The 17,410-nt window shown below is 72.1% G+C and carries 17 protein-coding genes; 10 read left to right on the forward strand and 7 right to left on the reverse strand.

Annotated features, from left to right (window positions below):
- Positions 1-142 precede the first annotated feature (142 nt).
- A complete protein-coding gene (gene ddaH / locus Aiant_RS20815; RefSeq protein ID WP_425322680.1) occupies positions 143-976 on the reverse strand; it encodes a dimethylargininase in 834 nt (277 codons plus the stop codon).
- A 68-nt stretch (positions 977-1,044) separates the two neighbouring features.
- On the opposite strand from ddaH, the gene Aiant_RS20820 reads away from it, so the two are divergent.
- Complete coding sequence (locus Aiant_RS20820) at positions 1,045-1,497, forward strand: Lrp/AsnC family transcriptional regulator (RefSeq protein ID WP_185038386.1); 453 nt, start codon at positions 1,045-1,047, stop codon at positions 1,495-1,497.
- Here Aiant_RS20820 and Aiant_RS20825 read toward each other — a convergent pair.
- The 3 genes from Aiant_RS20825 to mobA all read right to left on the reverse strand — a co-directional run bounded on the left by Aiant_RS20825 (position 1,494) and on the right by mobA (position 3,454).
- On the reverse strand, positions 1,494-2,576 hold the full coding sequence (locus Aiant_RS20825) for a T3SS (YopN, CesT) and YbjN peptide-binding chaperone 1 (RefSeq protein ID WP_189332065.1): 1,083 nt from the start codon (positions 2,574-2,576) through the stop codon (positions 1,494-1,496). The genes Aiant_RS20820 and Aiant_RS20825 overlap by 4 nt on opposite strands.
- A gap of 63 nt (positions 2,577-2,639) precedes the next feature.
- Positions 2,640-2,876 (reverse strand): DUF6457 domain-containing protein, encoded by a 237-nt coding sequence (locus tag Aiant_RS20830; protein ID WP_189332064.1) that lies wholly within the window; start codon positions 2,874-2,876, stop codon positions 2,640-2,642.
- A complete protein-coding gene (mobA, locus tag Aiant_RS20835; RefSeq protein WP_189332336.1) occupies positions 2,873-3,454 on the reverse strand; it encodes a molybdenum cofactor guanylyltransferase in 582 nt (193 codons plus the stop codon). The genes Aiant_RS20830 and mobA overlap by 4 nt, the downstream gene beginning before the upstream one ends.
- 92 nt (positions 3,455-3,546) lie before the next feature.
- Here mobA and fdhD point away from each other — a divergent pair, with 92 nt between their 5' ends.
- Complete coding sequence (fdhD, locus tag Aiant_RS20840; RefSeq protein ID WP_189332063.1) at positions 3,547-4,377, forward strand: formate dehydrogenase accessory sulfurtransferase FdhD; 831 nt, start codon at positions 3,547-3,549, stop codon at positions 4,375-4,377.
- Positions 4,378-4,448: 71 nt separating this feature from the next.
- Positions 4,449-6,098, forward strand: coding sequence for an alkaline phosphatase D family protein (locus tag Aiant_RS20845; RefSeq protein WP_189332062.1), 1,650 nt, complete (start codon positions 4,449-4,451; stop codon positions 6,096-6,098).
- Between the two features lie 38 nt (positions 6,099-6,136).
- Here Aiant_RS20845 and Aiant_RS20850 read toward each other — a convergent pair whose 3' ends face one another.
- Together Aiant_RS20850 and Aiant_RS20855 are read right to left on the reverse strand one after the other, a co-directional pair.
- Entirely contained in the window at positions 6,137-7,144 is a 1,008-nt protein-coding gene (locus tag Aiant_RS20850; RefSeq protein WP_189332061.1) for a DUF4192 domain-containing protein, read from the reverse strand.
- A gap of 78 nt (positions 7,145-7,222) precedes the next feature.
- Positions 7,223-7,726, reverse strand: a complete 504-nt coding sequence (locus Aiant_RS20855) for a GNAT family N-acetyltransferase (protein ID WP_189332060.1) — start codon at positions 7,724-7,726, stop codon at positions 7,223-7,225.
- 56 nt (positions 7,727-7,782) lie between these two features.
- Between Aiant_RS20855 and Aiant_RS20860 the strand changes: the two genes are divergently transcribed.
- The 6 genes from Aiant_RS20860 to Aiant_RS20885 all read left to right on the forward strand — a co-directional run bounded on the left by Aiant_RS20860 (position 7,783) and on the right by Aiant_RS20885 (position 16,073).
- A complete protein-coding gene (locus Aiant_RS20860; protein ID WP_189332059.1) occupies positions 7,783-8,661 on the forward strand; it encodes a fructosamine kinase family protein in 879 nt (292 codons plus the stop codon).
- A gap of 785 nt (positions 8,662-9,446) precedes the next feature.
- A complete protein-coding gene (gene moaA / locus Aiant_RS20865) occupies positions 9,447-10,454 on the forward strand; it encodes a GTP 3',8-cyclase MoaA (protein ID WP_425322681.1) in 1,008 nt (335 codons plus the stop codon).
- Positions 10,451-10,702, forward strand: a complete 252-nt coding sequence (locus Aiant_RS20870; protein WP_189332335.1) for a ubiquitin family protein — start codon at positions 10,451-10,453, stop codon at positions 10,700-10,702. The genes moaA and Aiant_RS20870 overlap by 4 nt, the downstream gene beginning before the upstream one ends.
- 101 nt (positions 10,703-10,803) lie before the next feature.
- Entirely contained in the window at positions 10,804-11,472 is a 669-nt protein-coding gene (locus Aiant_RS20875) for a VOC family protein (protein WP_306415827.1), read from the forward strand.
- 87 nt (positions 11,473-11,559) lie between these two features.
- A complete protein-coding gene (locus tag Aiant_RS20880; RefSeq protein WP_189332056.1) occupies positions 11,560-12,882 on the forward strand; it encodes a metallophosphoesterase in 1,323 nt (440 codons plus the stop codon).
- Positions 12,883-12,947: 65 nt separating this feature from the next.
- On the forward strand, positions 12,948-16,073 hold the full coding sequence (locus Aiant_RS20885) for a UvrD-helicase domain-containing protein (RefSeq protein ID WP_189332055.1): 3,126 nt from the start codon (positions 12,948-12,950) through the stop codon (positions 16,071-16,073).
- Here the strand turns inward: Aiant_RS20885 and Aiant_RS20890 are convergent.
- A complete protein-coding gene (locus tag Aiant_RS20890; RefSeq protein WP_229830356.1) occupies positions 16,060-16,614 on the reverse strand; it encodes a prepilin peptidase in 555 nt (184 codons plus the stop codon). The two genes, Aiant_RS20885 and Aiant_RS20890, sit on opposite strands and share 14 nt — an antisense overlap.
- A gap of 126 nt (positions 16,615-16,740) precedes the next feature.
- Between Aiant_RS20890 and Aiant_RS20895 the strand changes: the two genes are divergently transcribed.
- Complete coding sequence (locus tag Aiant_RS20895; RefSeq protein ID WP_189332054.1) at positions 16,741-17,373, forward strand: LppU/SCO3897 family protein; 633 nt, start codon at positions 16,741-16,743, stop codon at positions 17,371-17,373.
- The last annotated feature ends 37 nt before the right edge of the window (positions 17,374-17,410 follow it).

Raw genomic sequence — 17,410 nt, forward strand, 5'->3', positions numbered from 1 at the left:
CGGCTCGCAGGCATTGCGCCCCTTGGGGTCGATGTCGAGGGCGCCGAAAACGACCACGCTTCGCTAGTCGTTTTCGGTGCCCTCGACATCGACGGGCGCAATGCGTGCTGGTGAGGTCAGCCCATCCGTGGCGCGGTGGGCGTCAGCTCGTTCGTAGTTCGGCTACGGCGCATTTGACGCTGCCGCCGCCGCGCTTGAGCTCGGAGAGGTCGACGTGCACGGGCTGGTAGCCGGCGTCGCGGACCTTGCGGCCCATGCCGATCGCGTCGGTGTTGAGGATCACATGGCGGCCGTCGCTGACCAGGTTGAGGCCGAACGCCTCGGCGTCCGCCCGGTCGGCCAGCACGGCGTCCGGGAAGAGCTGGGCGAGCACCCGCTGGGAGGCCTCGGAGAAGGCGCCCGGGTAGTAGGTGACGTGCCGGTCGTCGAGCGCGGCGAGCGCGGTGTCCAGGTGGTAGAACGCCGGGTCGACCAGCCGCAGCGAGATCACCGGGCGGCCCAGCACCTCCTGCGCCTCGGCGTGCGCGGCCGGGTCGGTGCGGAAGCCGTAACCGGCCAGCACGATGCCGCCGTACGCCGCGGGCAGGTACGCGAAGTCGCCCTCACCCTCGTTGACGTGCTCGGGAGCGAAGAACGTCCAGTTGCCGGCGCTCTCGTAGAACGACCGGTGGGCGACGGCCTCGTCGGCGCGCTGCGGGTACAGGAAACGGGCGCCGTAGACCGCGCCGTCCACGGAGAACGCGCCGTTCGCCGAGTAGACCATGTCGGGCAGGCCCGGGCGGGCGTCCAGCACGTGCACCTCGTGACCGAGATTGACCAGGGTGCTGCGGAGCGACTCCCACTGCGTCAGCGCCCGGCCGGCGTCCACCGCGACGGTGGTGTCCATCCACGGGTTGATCGCGTACTCGACCGTGAAGTGCTTCGGGGGGCACATCAGATATGTACGCTTTCGCGGCAATCGCTCCAGGTGGCTCATGAGGATTTAGCGTAGGTAGGCTGCGATGCGTCAAACAGCTCTAAACCTTGCTCCTCGGAGGCGAATCGTTGCAGATGGACGCCGTCGACCAGCGAATCATTGCGTTGCTCGTGGCGGACGCCCGCGCTTCGTATGCGGAGATCGGGGCCAAGGTCTCGCTCTCGGCTCCGGCCGTGAAACGCCGGGTGGACCGCCTGCGGGCGGCCGGAGTGATCAAGGGGTTCACCGCGGTGGTGGATCCGGCCGCGGTGGGGTGGACGACCGAGGCCTTCGTCGAGCTGTTCTGCACCGGGCGGACCACACCGGCGCAGATCACGGTGGCCACCCGGCGGCACCCCGAGGTGGTCGGGGCATACACCGTCTCGGGGCAGGCGGACGCGCTGGTGCACCTGCGAGCGGCCGATATCGGTCATTTGGAGCAGGCACTGGAGCGGCTGCGCGCCGAGCCGTTCGTGACCTCGACGCGCAGCATGATCGTGCTGTCCCGGCTGGTGGAGACGCCGACCGGGGTGCCGTTCTAGAGATACATCCCGGTGCGGTGCTCGCCCTCGTTTTTCGGGGAGGCGGGCTTGTCGCCCTCGCCGAAGAAGCGCTTGCCGCCGAACTCGCCGTGCAGCCGGTCGTCCAGCTCGTCGGCGAGTCCGGTCATCACCTGCACCGCCAGCATCAGGTGGGTCGGCTGGAAATTGCGGCCGAAGACCGGGATGGAGGCCCACACCGTGTCCTGCGCGCAGTACAGCCGGCCGATCGGCATCCTGTTCGTCAGCTCGGACAGCTTCACGTAGAGCTGCTCGGTCGGCTCGACCTCGGTCAGGATCGGCGAGAAGACGTCGACCAGCGGCGGGTTGTCCCGGACCCGGACGAACACCATCGCGGAGCCGGCCCGGATGCCGATGTCCCCGTCCGCGTCGACCTGGAGCTGGTCGATCGTCGTCTTCGACATGGTGGCGACCACCGTGCGCACCCGCTCCTCGAGCGGCACCAGGTCGTCGGCCGCCGAGGAGCCCATCGCCTCGGCCAGCGCCCGCTCGTCGTCGAGACCGCCCAGGCCGATCCCGTCCAGCCCCGGCTCCTGCCGGGCGGTGGCCAGCGGGCCCACCTCGAGCGGCTCGTCCTCGGCGTCGTGCGCCAGGTAGACCAGGAAGGCCGGGTGCGGGGCGCCGTAGACGTCGCGCAGGGTGCGGGAGATCGTGGCGGCCAGCGGGGTCGCCTTGGCCTGCTCGGAGCGCAGGCCGAAGGAGTCACCGGAACCGGCCAGCACGCCCGGCGGCGACCAGCCGAGCGCCACCATGTCGGCGACGGTGGCCCGGTCCATCCGGAACTCGGGCGGCAGACCGGCGTTGCCCACCGCGAGCGCCTCGACCACTCCGGCGTCCAGCACGCGGATGCTGACCGAGTAGACCGCGGAGCCGGTGCCGGACGCGGTCGGATCCAGGGTCAGGTCGACCTGGGCGCCGGACGGCAGGGCGGCCAGCACGCCGGCCAGGGCGCCGGCGAACTCGCGCCAGGCCTCGGTGACCTTGGCCCGTAGGTCGGCCGTGGTCGGTTCGTCGAGCAACACACCCTCGGACGAATCGCCCGCCGCGGCTTCTGCCGTCATGATCGCACCTCCGTTCCCGTCACCCTATCGAGCGCGGCTGTGCTGTGAACGCCCCTCCCGCGGTCAGGAATCCCTGGACCAGGAGAGGGCCAGAGCGCTGATCTTCGCGGCGGCCTCGGCCGGGTCCGCTCCGCGTCCCACGGCCAGCCCCATGAGGTACGACGTGAGCGGCGCCGCCGGCCGGAGCACGTTGTGCGCGACGTCCCGGGTGACGTCCAGCACCACCGGGACCGCCAGCTCCTCCGGCTGCACACCGAGCTCGGCCGCGGCGGCCTCGACCCAGTCGTCCAGCTCGCTCATCTCGCCCACTCCTCCGCGGTCCGCAGGTCGTCGTCGGTGTCGCAGTCGAACCAGGGCGGCGGGCCGGGCCGGCGCCAGGACACCTCGGCGACCCGGAGCTGCTCGATCAGCTCCCGCACCGGCGCGCCGTGCAGGCCGCCGCGCTGGGCGGCGAGCCGGTCGATCGCCGCGCGCAGGGCAGCGGTGCGCCACACCCCGCAGAGGATCTGCAACCGTCCGTCGGTGTCCCGGTAGACCGCGCCCTCCATCGGCGCCGACTCCATGGTCAGGCGCAGCACGTCGATCGCCTCGCCGGTGAGGAACGGCAGGTCGGCGGCGAGCAGGGCGGTGTACGCGATCTGCTCGGGCACCAGCGCCAGCCCCGCCGCGGCCGCCGCGACCGGACCACCGCCGGGCGGCTCCTCCCGGGTCACATGCACCGGAACGGGCAGGTCGGCGGGCACCTTGCCGACCACCACGCGCGGATCGGCGTCGTGCACCGCGGCCAGCACCCGGGTCAGCATCGACTGGCCGGCGACGGCCAGCGTCGGCTTGTCCGCACCGCCCATCCGCCGCGCCGCACCACCGGCCAGGACCACCGCCGCAAATCCCCCCACGTGAGTACCGTATCCCGAGCCGCCGGTGAGCGTGACCACGCGCTCAGACAGTAGGGGGTCGTAAGCTCCGGGCCATGGCGAGGAGCACTACCCGGCGGCCGGTGGTCCGCATCGATCTCGGAGCGTCCCCGGCCGTGAGCCGGCGGCGGCCGGACGAGCTCGCCGCCGAGGAGCCGCTGGAGATCCGGCTGCGCAAGCAGGCGCTGGCCGTCACCATGCGCACCCCGGGTCACGACATCGACCTGGTGATCGGGTTCCTGCTCGCCGAGGGCGTGATCGGCGGCGCCGAGGACGTGGTCACCGCGCAGCTCTGCGCCGGGACGGACACCCCGAACACGTACAACGTGGTGGACGTCGTGCTCGGCGAGCACGTGCCGCCGCCGGTCACCGACCCGAGCCGGAACTTCTACACCACCAGCTCGTGCGGGGTGTGCGGGAAGGCCAGCATCGACGCGGTGCGGACCCGGTCCCGGTTCGACGTCTCCGGCGACCCGCTGCGGATCGCGGCCGGCGCCCTGGCCGAGCTGCCCGACCGGCTGCGGGCGGCGCAGCGGACCTTCGACCGGACCGGCGGGCTGCACGCGGCCGGGCTGTTCACCGCCGGCGGCGAGCTGCTGGTGCTGCGCGAGGACGTGGGCCGGCACAACGCGGTGGACAAAGTGCTCGGCTGGGCGGTGCGGGAGGGCCGGTTGCCGCTGGCCGGGCACGTGCTGATGGTCTCCGGTCGAGCCAGTTTCGAGCTCACCCAGAAGGCCTGGATGGCCGGGTTGCCGATGCTCGCCGCGGTGTCCGCGCCGAGCACCCTCGCGGTCGAGCTGGCCGAGGAGGCCGGGATGACGCTGGTCGGCTTCCTGCGCGGGGAGACCATGAACGTGTACGCCGGGGTGGATCGCGTCACGATCTGACCACGGGACGTTCGAGAACCGTCAACGTTCCGTGTCGATTTATTTTCATCCATGTCCGCGAGGCTGCGGGCATGCCGATCTCACGACGTACCCTGCTGCTGAGCTCAGCGGCCGGCGCCGCCGGCACCACCACCCTGTGGCCGCTCGCGGCGAGCGCCGCGCCGTACCGGGGACCGCTGCGGGCGGACCCCTTCACCCTCGGTGTCGCCTCCGGTGACCCGGAGCCGGACGGCTTCGTGCTCTGGACCCGGCTGGCGACCACCCCGCTCGCCGACGACGGTCTCGGCGGCATGCCGGACCGGACGATCCGGGTCGACTGGGAACTCGCCGCCGACGAGCGGTTCCGCCGCGTCGTCCGCCGGGGCTCGGTGGCCGCCCGGCCGGAGTCGGCGCACGCCGTGCACGTGGAACTGAACGGGCTGCTGCCGGGGCGGGAGTACTTCTACCGCTTCCACGCCGAGAAGCACACGTCCCCGGTCGGGCGGACCCGGACCACGCCGCCGCGGTGGGCCACGGGCGGTTCGCTGGCCATGTCGTTCGTCTCGTGCTCGCAGTACGAGCACGGGTACTTCACCGCGTACCGCCGGCTGGCCGAGGACGAGCCGGAGTTGATCCTGCACCTGGGCGACTACCAGTACGAGTACCAGGCCGGCGTCTATGTGGCGCCGACCGGTAACCCGCGCGACCACCAGGGGCCGGAGACCGTGACGCTGGCCAATTACCGGCAGCGGCACGCGCAGTACAAGACCGACCCGGACCTCCAGGCCGCGCACGCGGTGGCGCCGTGGGCGGTGGTCTTCGACGACCACGAGGTGGAGAACAACTGGGCCGACGAGGTGCCCGAGCAGCCCGACCCGAACTTCCTGGCGCGCCGGGCAGCCGCGTTCCAGGCGTACTACGAGAACATGCCGCTGCGCCGGACCTCGATCCCGCGCGGCATCGACATGCAGCTGTACCGGCGGCTCCGGTGGGGGCGGCTGGCCACCTTCCACATGCTCGACACCCGGCAGTTCCGGGACGACCAGGGCTGCGGGGACGGGTACAAGGACTGCCCGGCCGCGATCGACCCGGCCCGCTCGATCACCGGGGCCGAGCAGGAGGCCTGGCTGCTCGACGGGTTCCACCGGTCGGCGGCGCGCTGGGACATCCTCGGGCAGCAGGTCTTTTTCGGCCAGCGGGACAACAACGCCGGGCCGCAGAAGGTGCTCAGCATGGACTCCTGGGACGGATACCAGGCGTCCCGGCAGCGGATCACCCAGGGCTGGGTGGACGCGCGCGTGCGCAACCCCGTCGTGCTCACCGGGGACGTGCACGCGCACTGGGCCGACGAGCTGAAACTCGATTACGACGATCCGACCTCGCGGACGGTCGGCACCGAGCTGGTCTGCTCGTCGATCACGTCGACCGGGGACGGCGCCGACGTGCCGAGCGGGACGCACCTGTGGGCGGCCTGGAACCCGCACCTGAAGTTTTACAACAACCAGCGAGGATACGTCCGGACCCGGATCACGCCGGACTCGCTGACCGCGGACTTCGTGGTGCTGCCCTACGTCAGCAGGCCGGGTGCGGCCGCGCACACCCGGGCCAGCTTCGTGATCGAGGACCGGGTGCCGGGTCTCACCAAGATCGCCGACAACCCGACGCCGGGCGCGACGCCGCTCGCGAAGGCGGCCGACGATCTGGGCGCCGCGACCGTGCGGCAGGAGACCGAGCGGCCCTGAGCCCGGTGGGCCGGCCGGGTGTCGCCCGGCCGGCCCGCTCATCCGCGCCTCCGCCGCGGTGCGGTCGGCAGCACCATGTGCGGGGCCAGCCCGAAACCCAGCACGTTGTGCAGCAGCTCGGCCAGGTGGTGCCGCGGATCGGCGGCCAGCGCCCGGTCCACCGCGACCCGGGCCAGGGAGCCACGCCCGGCCCGCCACGCGGTGTAGCCGAGCAGACAGGCCGCGGGCGCCACGTAGGCCGGCTCGACCCGGCGCAGCACGTCGGTCCAGAGCCGGATCCGCCACTCCTGCGGCGCGACCCGGTCCAGTGCGAAGTCCTCCACCGACCGGTCCACCAGCAGCGCGCCCAGCCAGGCGGTCTCGTCCGGGCTCAGGCTGCCGCCGGACCGGTAGCACCGCTCGGCGGCCCGGACCGCGTCCCGCCCGTGCTGCCGGACCAGCCGCTCGTAGTCCGCCACGTGCCGGCCACGAGCCAGCAGGCCGGTGAACCGGCGCCGGGCCCGCTCGGTGGCCCGGACCATCTCGGTGCGCAAGGCCCCGCCGGCCGCGGCCACCTGCGCGGTCAGCTCACTCCGGCTGGGCAGCGCGACCTGCCCGCGGAAGGTGGCCTCGGCGGCGATCACGCTGTCCGCGGGCAGGCAGGGCCGGCCCTCCGGTGGGCAGCAGGTGCGGTCGCCGCAGAGGAACGACCACCATCGGCCGTCGGCGACCCGGTAAGCGTCCAGCACCATCACGTCGCGCCGGCGCAGCGCCTCGGCGCAGCGCAGCACCGCGGGGGTGACCCGTCTCAGCGGCCCGTATCCGATGACGACCACGGTGCGCACCCGCTGCCGGACGACCGTGTCGGCGACCGTGTCGGCCGGCTCCCAGGCCTCGGCGCCGGCCGAGAGCGGCGGCGGCAGGCCGTGGCAGAGGGCGAACTCCAGCCGGTTGCCGCGCACGGCGACGACGGCGAGGCTGTCGCTGGGGTGGTAGCCCATCACGAACGGCACCATGGCGATGAGCTCGGCGGGCGTACGGATGACGAGGCTGCAGTCGGATGTCATGCCGGGCAGCTTGGCCCGGCCGCCCGGCCCGCCGCGTGCCTCGTCCGGCCGCTGTGGACAGGCCGTCCACAGGCCGGGTCAGTTGCGGAAGGGCAGGCCCTGCAACTCCAGGCCCTCCTGCTGCCAGGCGTGGGTGTGCCGGTCCAGATCCATGGTCAGCTCGATCGAGGAGACCACGTCGTAGCCGGCCGCGTGCAGGCTGCGGATCGCCTCCACGTTCCGCGAGGACGGGGAGATGGTCAGCGAGGTCATGTTCCGCTTTTTCGCCTCGGCGGCGACGTGCTGGAGCAGCCGGCGGCCCACGCCCTTGTGCCGGTGGGTGACCGTGACGACGACCGGCTCGACCTCGCCGGCCCGGTTCCGCATGATCAGGCCGACCATCCCGATCACGCCGTCGTCGGCGTGGTCGGCGACCCACAGGCCGCTCAGATCGAGCCTGGTCAAATACTCCTCGAAGCCGGCGCCACCGTCGTCGTCGGCCTCCCCGTACATCTCGTGCTGCTGCCGGGTGAGCTCGGACCACAGCCGCCGGCCCGCGGAGTGGTCACTCGGGCGGTACGAACGGACTGCGACAGGGGCCATGCCGACATTTTGCCTCTGAAATGGGATGTCCGTCACCAGAAGAGCAAGATAACCGGGTGGACATGGCGTATTTGCGCGCGCACCCGGAGCATCTCCCGACATTCCTGACTCACCAGCGGATCCGGGAGACACCGGTACATCGTGGGGTGAGCTCGGCGTCCCGGCTGACCCTGGACGACGGGACGTCGCTGTTCGCGAAGACGTGGCCGGACGGGGATGCTCCGGCGGGGCTGTTCGCGGCGGAGGCGGCGGGGTTGCGCTGGTTGCGCGAGGCGGGGGCGGTTGCCGTACCGGAAATTCTTGTCGCCCTGCCCGAGATGATCGCGATGGAATGGGTCGAACCGGGTGATGGTGGCCGGCAGGCCGCCGAAGAATTTGGGCGCGGCCTGGCCGCGCTGCATCGCCGTGGGGCGGAGGCGTTCGGCGCGCCGTGGACGGGGTGGATCGGGCCGTTGCCGCTGGACAACACGCCGTCTCCGGGGCCGTGGGGCGCCTGGTTCGCGGAGCGGCGGCTGCTTCCCTACCTGCGGATCTCGGTCGATCGCGGTGCGCTGTCCGGCGGCGACGCCGCGGTGGTCGAGGAGGTCATCAAGGGCATTGACGGGTACGGCGGGGAGGAGCCGCCGGCCCGGATCCATGGTGACCTGTGGCCGGGGAACGTGTTGTGGGGTGCGGACGGGCGGGGGTGGCTCGTTGATCCGGCGGCTCATGGCGGGCATCGGGAGACGGATCTGGCGACGCTCGGGTTGTTCGGTGGGGTGTCCTGGTTGGACGTGATCCTCGCGGCTTATCAGGAGGAGTGGGCGCTCGGGGACGGGTGGCGGGGGCGGGTGCCGTTGCATCGGCTGCACCTGTTGCTCGTGCATACGGCGGCTTTTGGAGCGGGGTATCGCGGGGCGGTCCGGGAGGCCGCTGAGGCGGTGCTCCGCGGATAGGTCGTGGCATTCTGAGGTAGATCGAGCTGCCTGGCAGCAAAACCTGTGGCGGCACTGGGATCTCGCCTGGTCACGGCTCTGCCCGGTGGCCGGTTACGGGTTTTGCGCGTCAGGCGACGCGGACTGACCGTCCCGGCCCCGGCCGCCCGTCCCGACTGGATGACCGGCCGGATCCGGTCACAGCCCGCTTGCGGCACGCCTGCCCACTCACCGGCCTTTTCGGTACGCCCAAAGCCCCTCGAGCCCCGGGCAACGCCACCTGCCTGGCCCCGTGCCATCGCGACCGATCCCGCTGACCGTATCCGGGCACCGGAAAGGGCCATGAGCACCAGCCCAACGAACGCAGCTGGCCCTGCAGGCCCTATCCGGGCACGGGAAAGGGCCATGAGCACCAGCCCGACAAACGCAGCTGGCCCTGCAGGCCCTATCCGGCCACCGGAAAGGGCCATGAGCACCAGCCCAACGAACGCAGCTGGCCCTGGAGGCCCTATCCGGGCACAGGAAAGGGCCATGAGCACCAGCCCGACAAACGCAGCTGGCCCTGGAGGCCCTATCCGGGCGCGCGAAAGGGCCATGAACGCCAGCCCGACAAACTCGGCTGGCCCTGGGAGCCGTACCCGGACACGGGACAGTGGGGCATGAGCGGTAGGGGGCAGGAGATCGCAGCCGGACCATCGGCCCGCGCTCATAGGACGAAACGCCTAGCGGCAACTCAGCGCCGGAGCGGCTAGATTCGATTTCGTGAGCGAGATCAGGGGATCAGTCGTGTGGGCCGGGTGGCGGCCGTGATCGCGCTTGCCGATCGCTTCGGCCGTGTCGCGACCGACCTGCGGGTCTCCCTCACCGATCGGTGCAACCTGCGGTGCACCTACTGCATGCCCGCCGAGGGCCTGGCCTGGATGCCGCAGCCCGAGCAGCTCACCGACGCCGAGGTGGTCCGGCTGATCCGGATCGCCGTCGAGCGGCTCGGCGTGACCGAGGTCCGGTTCACCGGTGGCGAGCCGCTGATCCGCCGCGGCCTGGTCGGCATCGTCACCGAGGTGGCCCGGCTCGCGCCGCGGCCGCGGATGTCGGTGACCACCAACGGCATCGGCCTCGACCGGCTGGCCGTCCCGCTGCGCGACGCCGGGCTCGATCGGGTGAATGTCTCGCTGGACACGCTCGATCCGCAGCGGTTCCTGACGCTGACCCGCCGCGACCGGCACGCCGACGTGCTGCGGGGCCTGCGCGCGGCGGCCGAGGCCGGGCTGACGCCCGTGAAAATCAACACTGTGCTGATGCGCGACGTGAACGACGACGAGGCGCCGGCCCTGCTGCGGTTCGCGCTGGAGCACGGCTACCAGTTGCGGTTCATCGAGCAGATGCCGCTGGACGCCCAGCACCAGTGGGACCGGCACACCATGATCACCGCCGACGAGATCCTCGCCGCGCTGAAACCCTTCGATCTGCGTCCTGACGTGGTTTCACGTGGAACGGCTCCGGCCGAGACCTGGCTGGTACCAGGGCACGTGGACGCGGCCGGGGAGCCGGCCCGGGTCGGTGTGATCGGGAGCGTGACCCGGCCGTTCTGCGGTGACTGCGACCGGACCCGGCTGACGGCCGACGGCCAGGTGCGGAACTGCCTGTTCGCGACCGAGGAGAGCGACCTGCGGAAGCTGGTGCGTGACGGCGCGCCCGACGCCGAGATCGCGGAGGCGTGGCGGGTGGCCATGGCCGGCAAGCGGGCCGGGCACGGCATCGACGATCCGGCCTTCTTGCAGCCGGCCCGGCCCATGTCCGCCATCGGAGGCTGAGCGTCGTGCTGACGGTTCGTTATTTCGCCGGGGCGCGTGCCGCGGCCGGTGGGGTGAGCAGCGAGCAGATCGCGGCCGGGTCGCTGGAGGAGCTGGCCCAGATCGTCACCGCCCGGCACGGGGAGCGGCTCGGGCTGGTGATGAAGTCGGCGAGCTTCCTGGTGGATGGGCTGACCTGTCACGACCGGCAGGCGGCGCTGCCGGTCGGCGCCACGGTCGACGTCCTGCCGCCCTTCGCCGGGGGCTGACCTCGCACTTCGCGGTTTTGTCGTACCCCTCCGGCAGGATTCGGGGCGCTCCGGGGGGAGTTGTCGGCGAGTCAGCGAGGGAGACCGGCGTGGTGCGGGTGGTGAGTCGGGCGGAGGCTTCCGCGGCGGTTCTGGACGTGGGGTGGCGGTTCCTGCTGGGCCGGCTGCAAAGCGCCGTTCCGGTTCCCTCGCTGGCCACCGCAGTCGAGGTGGCGGCCGCCGCGACGCAAGCCGCGGGGGAGCACGCCGACGGACACCTGCGGGTCGATCTGCGGTCGGATCGGGTGATCCTCACCCTCGAGACGCTCGGGCTCGCGTCGCTGACGAGCCGTGACGTCGAGCTGGCCCACCGGATCTCCGCCGCGCTGGCCGAGATCGGTCACCGGACCGCGTCGCGGGCGGAGCACCGAGCGGTGCAGATGCTGGAGATCGCCATCGACGCGCGAGACATCGCCGCGATCCGCCCGTTTTGGAAAGCGGTGCTGGGTTACACGCACGAGCCCTCGGCCGACGGACCGACCGATCCGATCGTCGACCCGGCCGGGCAGGGGCCGGCGGTCTGGTTCCAGCGGATGACCGAGCCGCGCCCCCAGCGCAACCGGGTGCACTTCGATCTCTGTGTGCCGCACGACGAGGCGCCGGATCGGATCGCGGCCGCGGTGGCGGCCGGGGGCCGGCTGGTGTCCGAGCGGCGCGCCCCCGCGTTCTGGATTCTGGCCGACGTCGAGGGCAACGAGATCTGCGTGACGACCTGGCAGGGACGTGACTGATCGGGCGGCGGGGGTGCCCGCCCGGGCACCGGCCGATCAGGGAGACTTGGCGTGCGGCGGGGAGGCCGCGCTGGGGGAGGAGTCCGGGTGGCAGCGTTCTTCGCGGTGATCCTGCTGGTCATCGTTCTGATCCACTACTACCTCTTCAAGCGCCTGGTGCTCGACACGACGCGGCCGGGGTGGGCACGGCGGGTCGGCACGGTGATCGCGGCCGGGCTCACGCTGCTGGTGCCGGCGACGCTGATCGGGGTGCGTGCCGGGCATGTGAGGTGGCTGGCCTGGCCGGGCTACCTGTGGATCGCCCTGATGTTCTACCTGCTGATCACGCTGCTCGTGCTGGAGGTTCCGCGGTTGCTGGTGCGGCTGACCCGGCTGCGTCGAGGGCGTGCCGGAGATGGCGCGGAGGTGACACCGACCGGGGACGCGGCGGATCTCGCGTTGCAGCCCGCCGGGGCCGTTCCGGCCGGGACCAGCGGGGAGACGCCGGGTGCGACCGGCGACTCCCCGACCCGCGACTCCCCGACCCGCGACTCGGCGGCGGCCACCGATGCGACCGGTGCCACGGGCGCCGCGACGGACACGCCTGGCGGCGTCGATCGGCGGCTGGTGCTGGCGCGAGGCGCGGCGATCTTTGCCGGACTGACCGCGGCGAGTGTCACCGGCTACGGCATCCGGACCGCGACCAGTGCGCCGCGGATCGATCGGGTGCGGATCCCGATCGCCAAGCTCCCCCGATCGATGGACGGGACCCGGCTGGCCGTCGTCTCCGACATCCACCTCGGGCCACTGACCGGAATCGGTCACGCGCAGCGCATCACCCGAGTGATCAATTCGGTGGACGCGGACGTGGTGTGCGTCGTCGGTGACCTTGTCGACGGCACTGTCGCGGAACTGGGGCGGCTCGCCGAGCCGCTGCGTGGCATCGAGTCCCGGAGGGGCGCCTACTTCGTGACCGGCAACCACGAGTACTACTCCGGCTTCGAGCCGTGGATCGACGAGGTCACCGAGCTGGGCATGCGCCCGCTGCGCAACGCGCGGGTGGAGATCGACGGGCTGGACCTAGCCGGGGTGAACGACCTGGGTGGGGATCAGTTCGGTGACCCGGCCGACTTCGGCAGGGCGCTCGGCGACCGGGACCGGAGCCGGCCGGTGGTGCTGATGGCGCACCAGCCGCTGGCCGCCAAGGACGCCGCGCCCTACGGCGTCGACCTCCAGGTCTCCGGGCACACCCACGGCGGCCAGATGGCGCCCTTCAACTTGCTCGTGAAACTCCAGCAACCGGTAGTCTCCGGCTTCGGACGGGTGGACGGCGTGCCGGTTTACGTGACCAACGGCGCGGGCTTCTGGGGCCCACCGGTCCGCGTGGGCGCGCCGCCGCAGGTCACGGTGGTCGAACTCCGCGTGGCGTAACTCATCAAGATCGGTAAGTGTGTTTGAGCGTGGCGATTCATGCCGGAACCGACGGCCGTGACAGGATGCGAGACGTGGAGGTCAGCCCGGACACATACGTCGCGGACCTGCACATTCACTCGCGCTATTCGCGGGCCTGCAGTCGCGACCTGACCCTGCCCAACCTGGCCTGGTGGGCACGGCGCAAGGGCATCGCCCTGCTGGGCACCGGTGACTTCACCCATCCGGCCTGGTTCGAGCACCTCAAGGAGAGCCTCGAGGCGGCCGAGCCCGGCCTGTATCGGCTGAACGACGAGAAGCCGATCACCAAGCGGCTGCCCGGCTCGCTCAAGGGCACCTCGCCGGCCCGTTTCATGCTGAGCGTGGAGATCTCCACGATCTACAAGCGGGACGACCGCACCCGCAAGGTGCACCACCTGCTCTACGCACCCGACTTCGCGTCGGCCGCACGGATCAACACCGCGCTGGGCCGGATCGGCAACCTGACCGCCGACGGCCGCCCCATCCTGGGCCTGGACTCCCGCGACCTGCTGGAGATCACCCTGGAGGCCGGTGGTTACCTGGTCCCGGCACACATCTGGACCCCGTGGTTCTCCGCGCTCGGCTCCAAGTCCGGCTTCGACGCGATCGCCGACTGCTATGCCGACCTGGCCGACCACATCACCGCGGTGGAGACCGGTCTCTCCTCCGACCCGGCGATGAACTGGCGGGTCTCCAGCCTGGACCGCTACCGCCTGGTCTCGAACTCGGACGCGCACTCGCCGGCCGCCCTGGCCCGCGAGGCCACCCTGTTCACCGGCGTCCCGGACTACTTCGCGGTCAGGGACGGGATCGGCCTGGCCGGCACGCTGGAGTTCTTCCCGGAGGAGGGGAAGTACCACGCCGACGGCCACCGCGCCTGCAACGTCAACTGGGAGCCGGAGCGCACCCGGGAGGCCGGCGGCCGGTGCCCGGAGTGCGGCCGCCCGCTGACCGTCGGCGTGCTCAGCCGGGTCGAGGACCTGGCCGACCGGCCGGCCGGCTTCACCAAGGACACGCACGTCGAGCACCTGATCCAGTTGCACGAGATCCTCGGCGAGATCCACGGCGTCGGCCCCAAGTCGAAAACCGTCGAGTCGCAGCTCAACCACCTGGTCGCCACGCTCGGCGCGGAGCTGGACATCCTGCGCAGGGTGCCGGTCGAGGAGATCGGCAAGGCCGGCGGCGACGAGCTGCGCGAGGCGATCACCCGGTTGCGGCGCGGCGACGTGCGGCGGGTCCCTGGATACGACGGTGAGTACGGCGTGATCACCCTCTTCGAGCCGGGCGAGCTGCGTAACCGCACCAGCGCGCCGCAGGTGGAGACGCTGTTCGACATGCTTCCGGTGGAGAAGCCGAAGGCGAAGGCCGAGGCGCCGCCCGCGCCCAGGAAGGCCAAACCGGCGAAGGAGAAGCCGGCCCCGCCGCCGCTCGCCCCGCCGCCCAGCCCGCACGAGCCGTTCGAGCCGATGCTGGCCGGCATGGAGGAGGTCGGCACCGGGCTGCTGGACCGGCTCGACGCGATGCAGCGGGTGGCCGCGTCCGCGCCGGGCGGGCCGCTGCTGATCGTGGCCGGTCCGGGCACCGGCAAGACCCGGACGCTGACCCACCGGATCGCGTACCTCTGCGCCGAGCTGGGGGTCTTCCCGGAGCGCTGCCTGGCGATCACGTTCACCCGGCGGGCCGCTGCCGAGCTGCGCGAGCGTCTGGAGAGCCTGCTCGGCGACGTGGCCGAGGACATCACCGTGGGCACGTTCCACTCGCTGGGCCTGACCGTGCTGAAGGAGAACGCCAAGGCGGCCGGGCTCGGCGCCGGCTGGCGGATCGCCGAGGAGCCGGAGCAGAAAGCGGCCCGGGAGCAGGCCGGCGAGGACGACACGGCGTACCGGAAACTGCTGCGGCAGCAGGACCTGGTCGACCTGGACGACCTGATCAGCGTGCCGGTCGAGCTCCTGCGCGAGGACCCGGCGCTGGTCGAGAAATACCGCAGGCGCTGGCAGTGGATCTTCGTGGACGAGTACCAGGACGTCGACGAGCTGCAATACGAGCTGCTCCGGTTGCTCAGCCCGGCGGACGGGAACCTGTGCGCGATCGGGGACCCGGACCAGGCGATCTACTCGTTCCGGGGCGCCGACGTGCGCTACTTCCTCCGCTTCAACCAGGACTTCGTGGACGCCCGCCTGGTCCGGCTGACCCGCAACTACCGGTCGTCGGCGCCGATCCTGGCCGCCGCGGTGCAGGCCATCGCCCCGTCGTCGCTGGTTCGCGGCCGCCGGCTGGACCCGGCGCGGCTGGATCCGGAGGCCCCGCTGGTCGGGCGGTACCCGGCGCGCAGCGTCACGGACGAGGCCGACTTCGTGGTCCGCACCATCGACGAGCTGGTCGGCGGCCTGTCCCACCGGTCGCTGGACTCGGGCCGGGTGGACTCGCGCGCGACCGTCACCGGGTCGCTGTCGTTCTCCGACATCGCGGTGCTGTACCGCACCGACTCGCAGTCCGGCCCGATCCTGGACGCGCTGCTGCGGGCCGGTGTCCCGGTGCAGAAACGCTCGCACAACCGGCTGCGGGACCGGGCCGGGGTCGAGGTGATCGCCCGCGAGCTGCGGCACGCCGGCGGGCTCGGCGGCTCGCTGGCCGCCCGGGTCCGGCTCGCCGCCCAGGTGCTGGCCCAGCGCTACGCCGCGCCGACGCTGGACGGCGGCCAGATCACTCCGGAGGACATCTGGTCGGCGGCCGACCTGCTCACTCCGCTCGCCCAGCGGGTCGGCGACGACCTGCCGCTGTTCCTCCAGCAGCTGGAGACCGGCGCCGAGGTGGACGCGCTGGACCCGCGCGCCGAGGCGGTCAACCTGCTCACCCTGCATGCCGCCAAGGGCCTGGAGTTCCCGGTGGTCTTCCTGGTCGGCTGCGAGGACGGGCTGCTGCCGCTGCGCTGGCCCGGTGCGACGCCGACGGAGGAGGAGATCGCCGAGGAGCGGCGACTGTTCTTCGTCGGCCTGACCCGGGCGCAGGACCGGCTCTACGTGAGCTACGCGGCGAAGCGGTCCCGGCACGGCAGCGAGCGGGACCAGCAGCCGACGCCGTTCCTGGACGTGATCGACTCCGGGCTGTTCGAGAAACTCGGCGAGGCGGCCCCGGCCCGGCCGAAGGACCGGCAGCTCAGGCTCCTGTGAGCAGCCCGGCCAGGGCGCCGAGCAGCAGCGCCGGGCCGAACGGGAAGACCCGGCGGCGCCGGGTGGCCAGCAGGACGACGGCCACCCCGGCGCCGAGCAGGTGCGCCACGAGCACCCCGGTGAGCACCGCCGGCCAGCCGGCCGCGAGACCCACCAGCAGCGCCAGCACCGCCGCGAGCTTCACGTCCCCGAGACCGAGCCCGCGGCCCGGCAGCAGCGCGACCAGCAGGTAACCGGCCCCGACCACGGCCGCCGCGAGCAGCGCCGGGCCGATCCGTGCCGGGGCGAGCAGCGCGAGCGGCGGGCCGGCGCCCGCCGCGAGGGCGCCGACGAGCGGATCGGGCAGCCGCAGCGTACGCAGGTCGATCACCGCCAGCAGGACGCCGAGCTCCACGGCGAACAGCAGCACCGGCAGCTGCGGGACCGCTCCGAGCCGCGCCGCGAGCATCCCGGCCGCCAGCAGAGCGGACAGGGCCCCGGCGAAGCACCGGCCGGCCGGGAAGATCACCGGCACCGCGAGGATCACCATCGGAAACGCCACAACCCGGCAAGGTAACGACCCGGCCGGGCGAACGCAGGTCGGGTTGTGGACAACCGTTCCCATGTGACTTGTTCGCGGGCGATTCCGGCACCATCGCCGCAGGCCGCGCACGCTACCGTGACAGGCATGTCGCACAACGGCCCGCACTCCGGCCCGCCCTGGTCCGGCGGACGCCCCGAGGAGCCGTACGCGGAACCCTCCGACCCGTGGGGTGAGAACAGCCGGGCCATGCACGACCCGGCCTGGGACGTCCCGCAGATTCCGCACCAGCAGTTCGCGCCGCAACCGTCCTGGCAGCAGCCCCGGCCGCCGGCGCCGCCGGAGCGGAGCGGCGGCCGGCGCGGCATCGCGATGGGCGCGCTGATCGCGGTGCTCAGCGTGCTGCTCGGTGGCGGCCTGGCCACCACGGTGTGGTACCTGCTGGGCCGCAAGGACGACGGGGGCACCCCGGCCGCCGGCGCCACCACGGCCGCCGCGGTCACCGTGCCGCGCCCGCAGACCAGCGCCGACGCCCGGTTCGCCGCCAAGGGCCAGTGTGTCCGCAACGAGGGCACCAACACCGAGCCGGAGCTGCGCATCGTCACCTGCACCACCAACACCTACGAGGTGTTGAAGAGGGTCGACGGGCGCACCGAGGGGGAGAAGGACGCGGTCGCCAAGTGCGGCAAGGTGCCTGGTTACACCAAGTGGTACTACTACGACACCGAGTACGACGACGTCGACTTCGTGCTCTGTCTCCGCGAGTACCCGGGTCAGTAGGTCGCTCTAGCGGACTCTAGCGAAAGAGCTAGACAGC

This window comes from Actinoplanes ianthinogenes (assembly GCF_018324205.1).
Taxonomy (GTDB): Bacteria; Actinomycetota; Actinomycetes; order Mycobacteriales; family Micromonosporaceae; genus Actinoplanes; species Actinoplanes ianthinogenes.

What these genes read in the sequence shown, in the direction of transcription:
- fdhD (WP_189332063.1), top strand. Translation starts at nt 3,547, where the DNA reads ATGGCGAGGAGCACTACCCGGCGGCCGGTGGTCCGCATCGATCTCGGA.
- Aiant_RS20895 (WP_189332054.1), top strand. Translation starts at nt 16,741, where the DNA reads ATGTCGCACAACGGCCCGCACTCCGGCCCGCCCTGGTCCGGCGGACGC.
- Aiant_RS20850 (WP_189332061.1), bottom strand. Translation starts at nt 7,144, where the DNA reads ATGACATCCGACTGCAGCCTCGTCATCCGTACGCCCGCCGAGCTCATC.
- ddaH (WP_425322680.1), bottom strand. Translation starts at nt 976, where the DNA reads ATGAGCCACCTGGAGCGATTGCCGCGAAAGCGTACATATCTGATGTGC.
- Aiant_RS20830 (WP_189332064.1), bottom strand. Translation starts at nt 2,876, where the DNA reads ATGAGCGAGCTGGACGACTGGGTCGAGGCCGCCGCGGCCGAGCTCGGT.
- Aiant_RS20825 (WP_189332065.1), bottom strand. Translation starts at nt 2,576, where the DNA reads ATGACGGCAGAAGCCGCGGCGGGCGATTCGTCCGAGGGTGTGTTGCTC.
- Aiant_RS20885 (WP_189332055.1), top strand. Translation starts at nt 12,948, where the DNA reads ATGCGAGACGTGGAGGTCAGCCCGGACACATACGTCGCGGACCTGCAC.
- Aiant_RS20855 (WP_189332060.1), bottom strand. Translation starts at nt 7,726, where the DNA reads ATGGCCCCTGTCGCAGTCCGTTCGTACCGCCCGAGTGACCACTCCGCG.
- Aiant_RS20845 (WP_189332062.1), top strand. Translation starts at nt 4,449, where the DNA reads ATGCCGATCTCACGACGTACCCTGCTGCTGAGCTCAGCGGCCGGCGCC.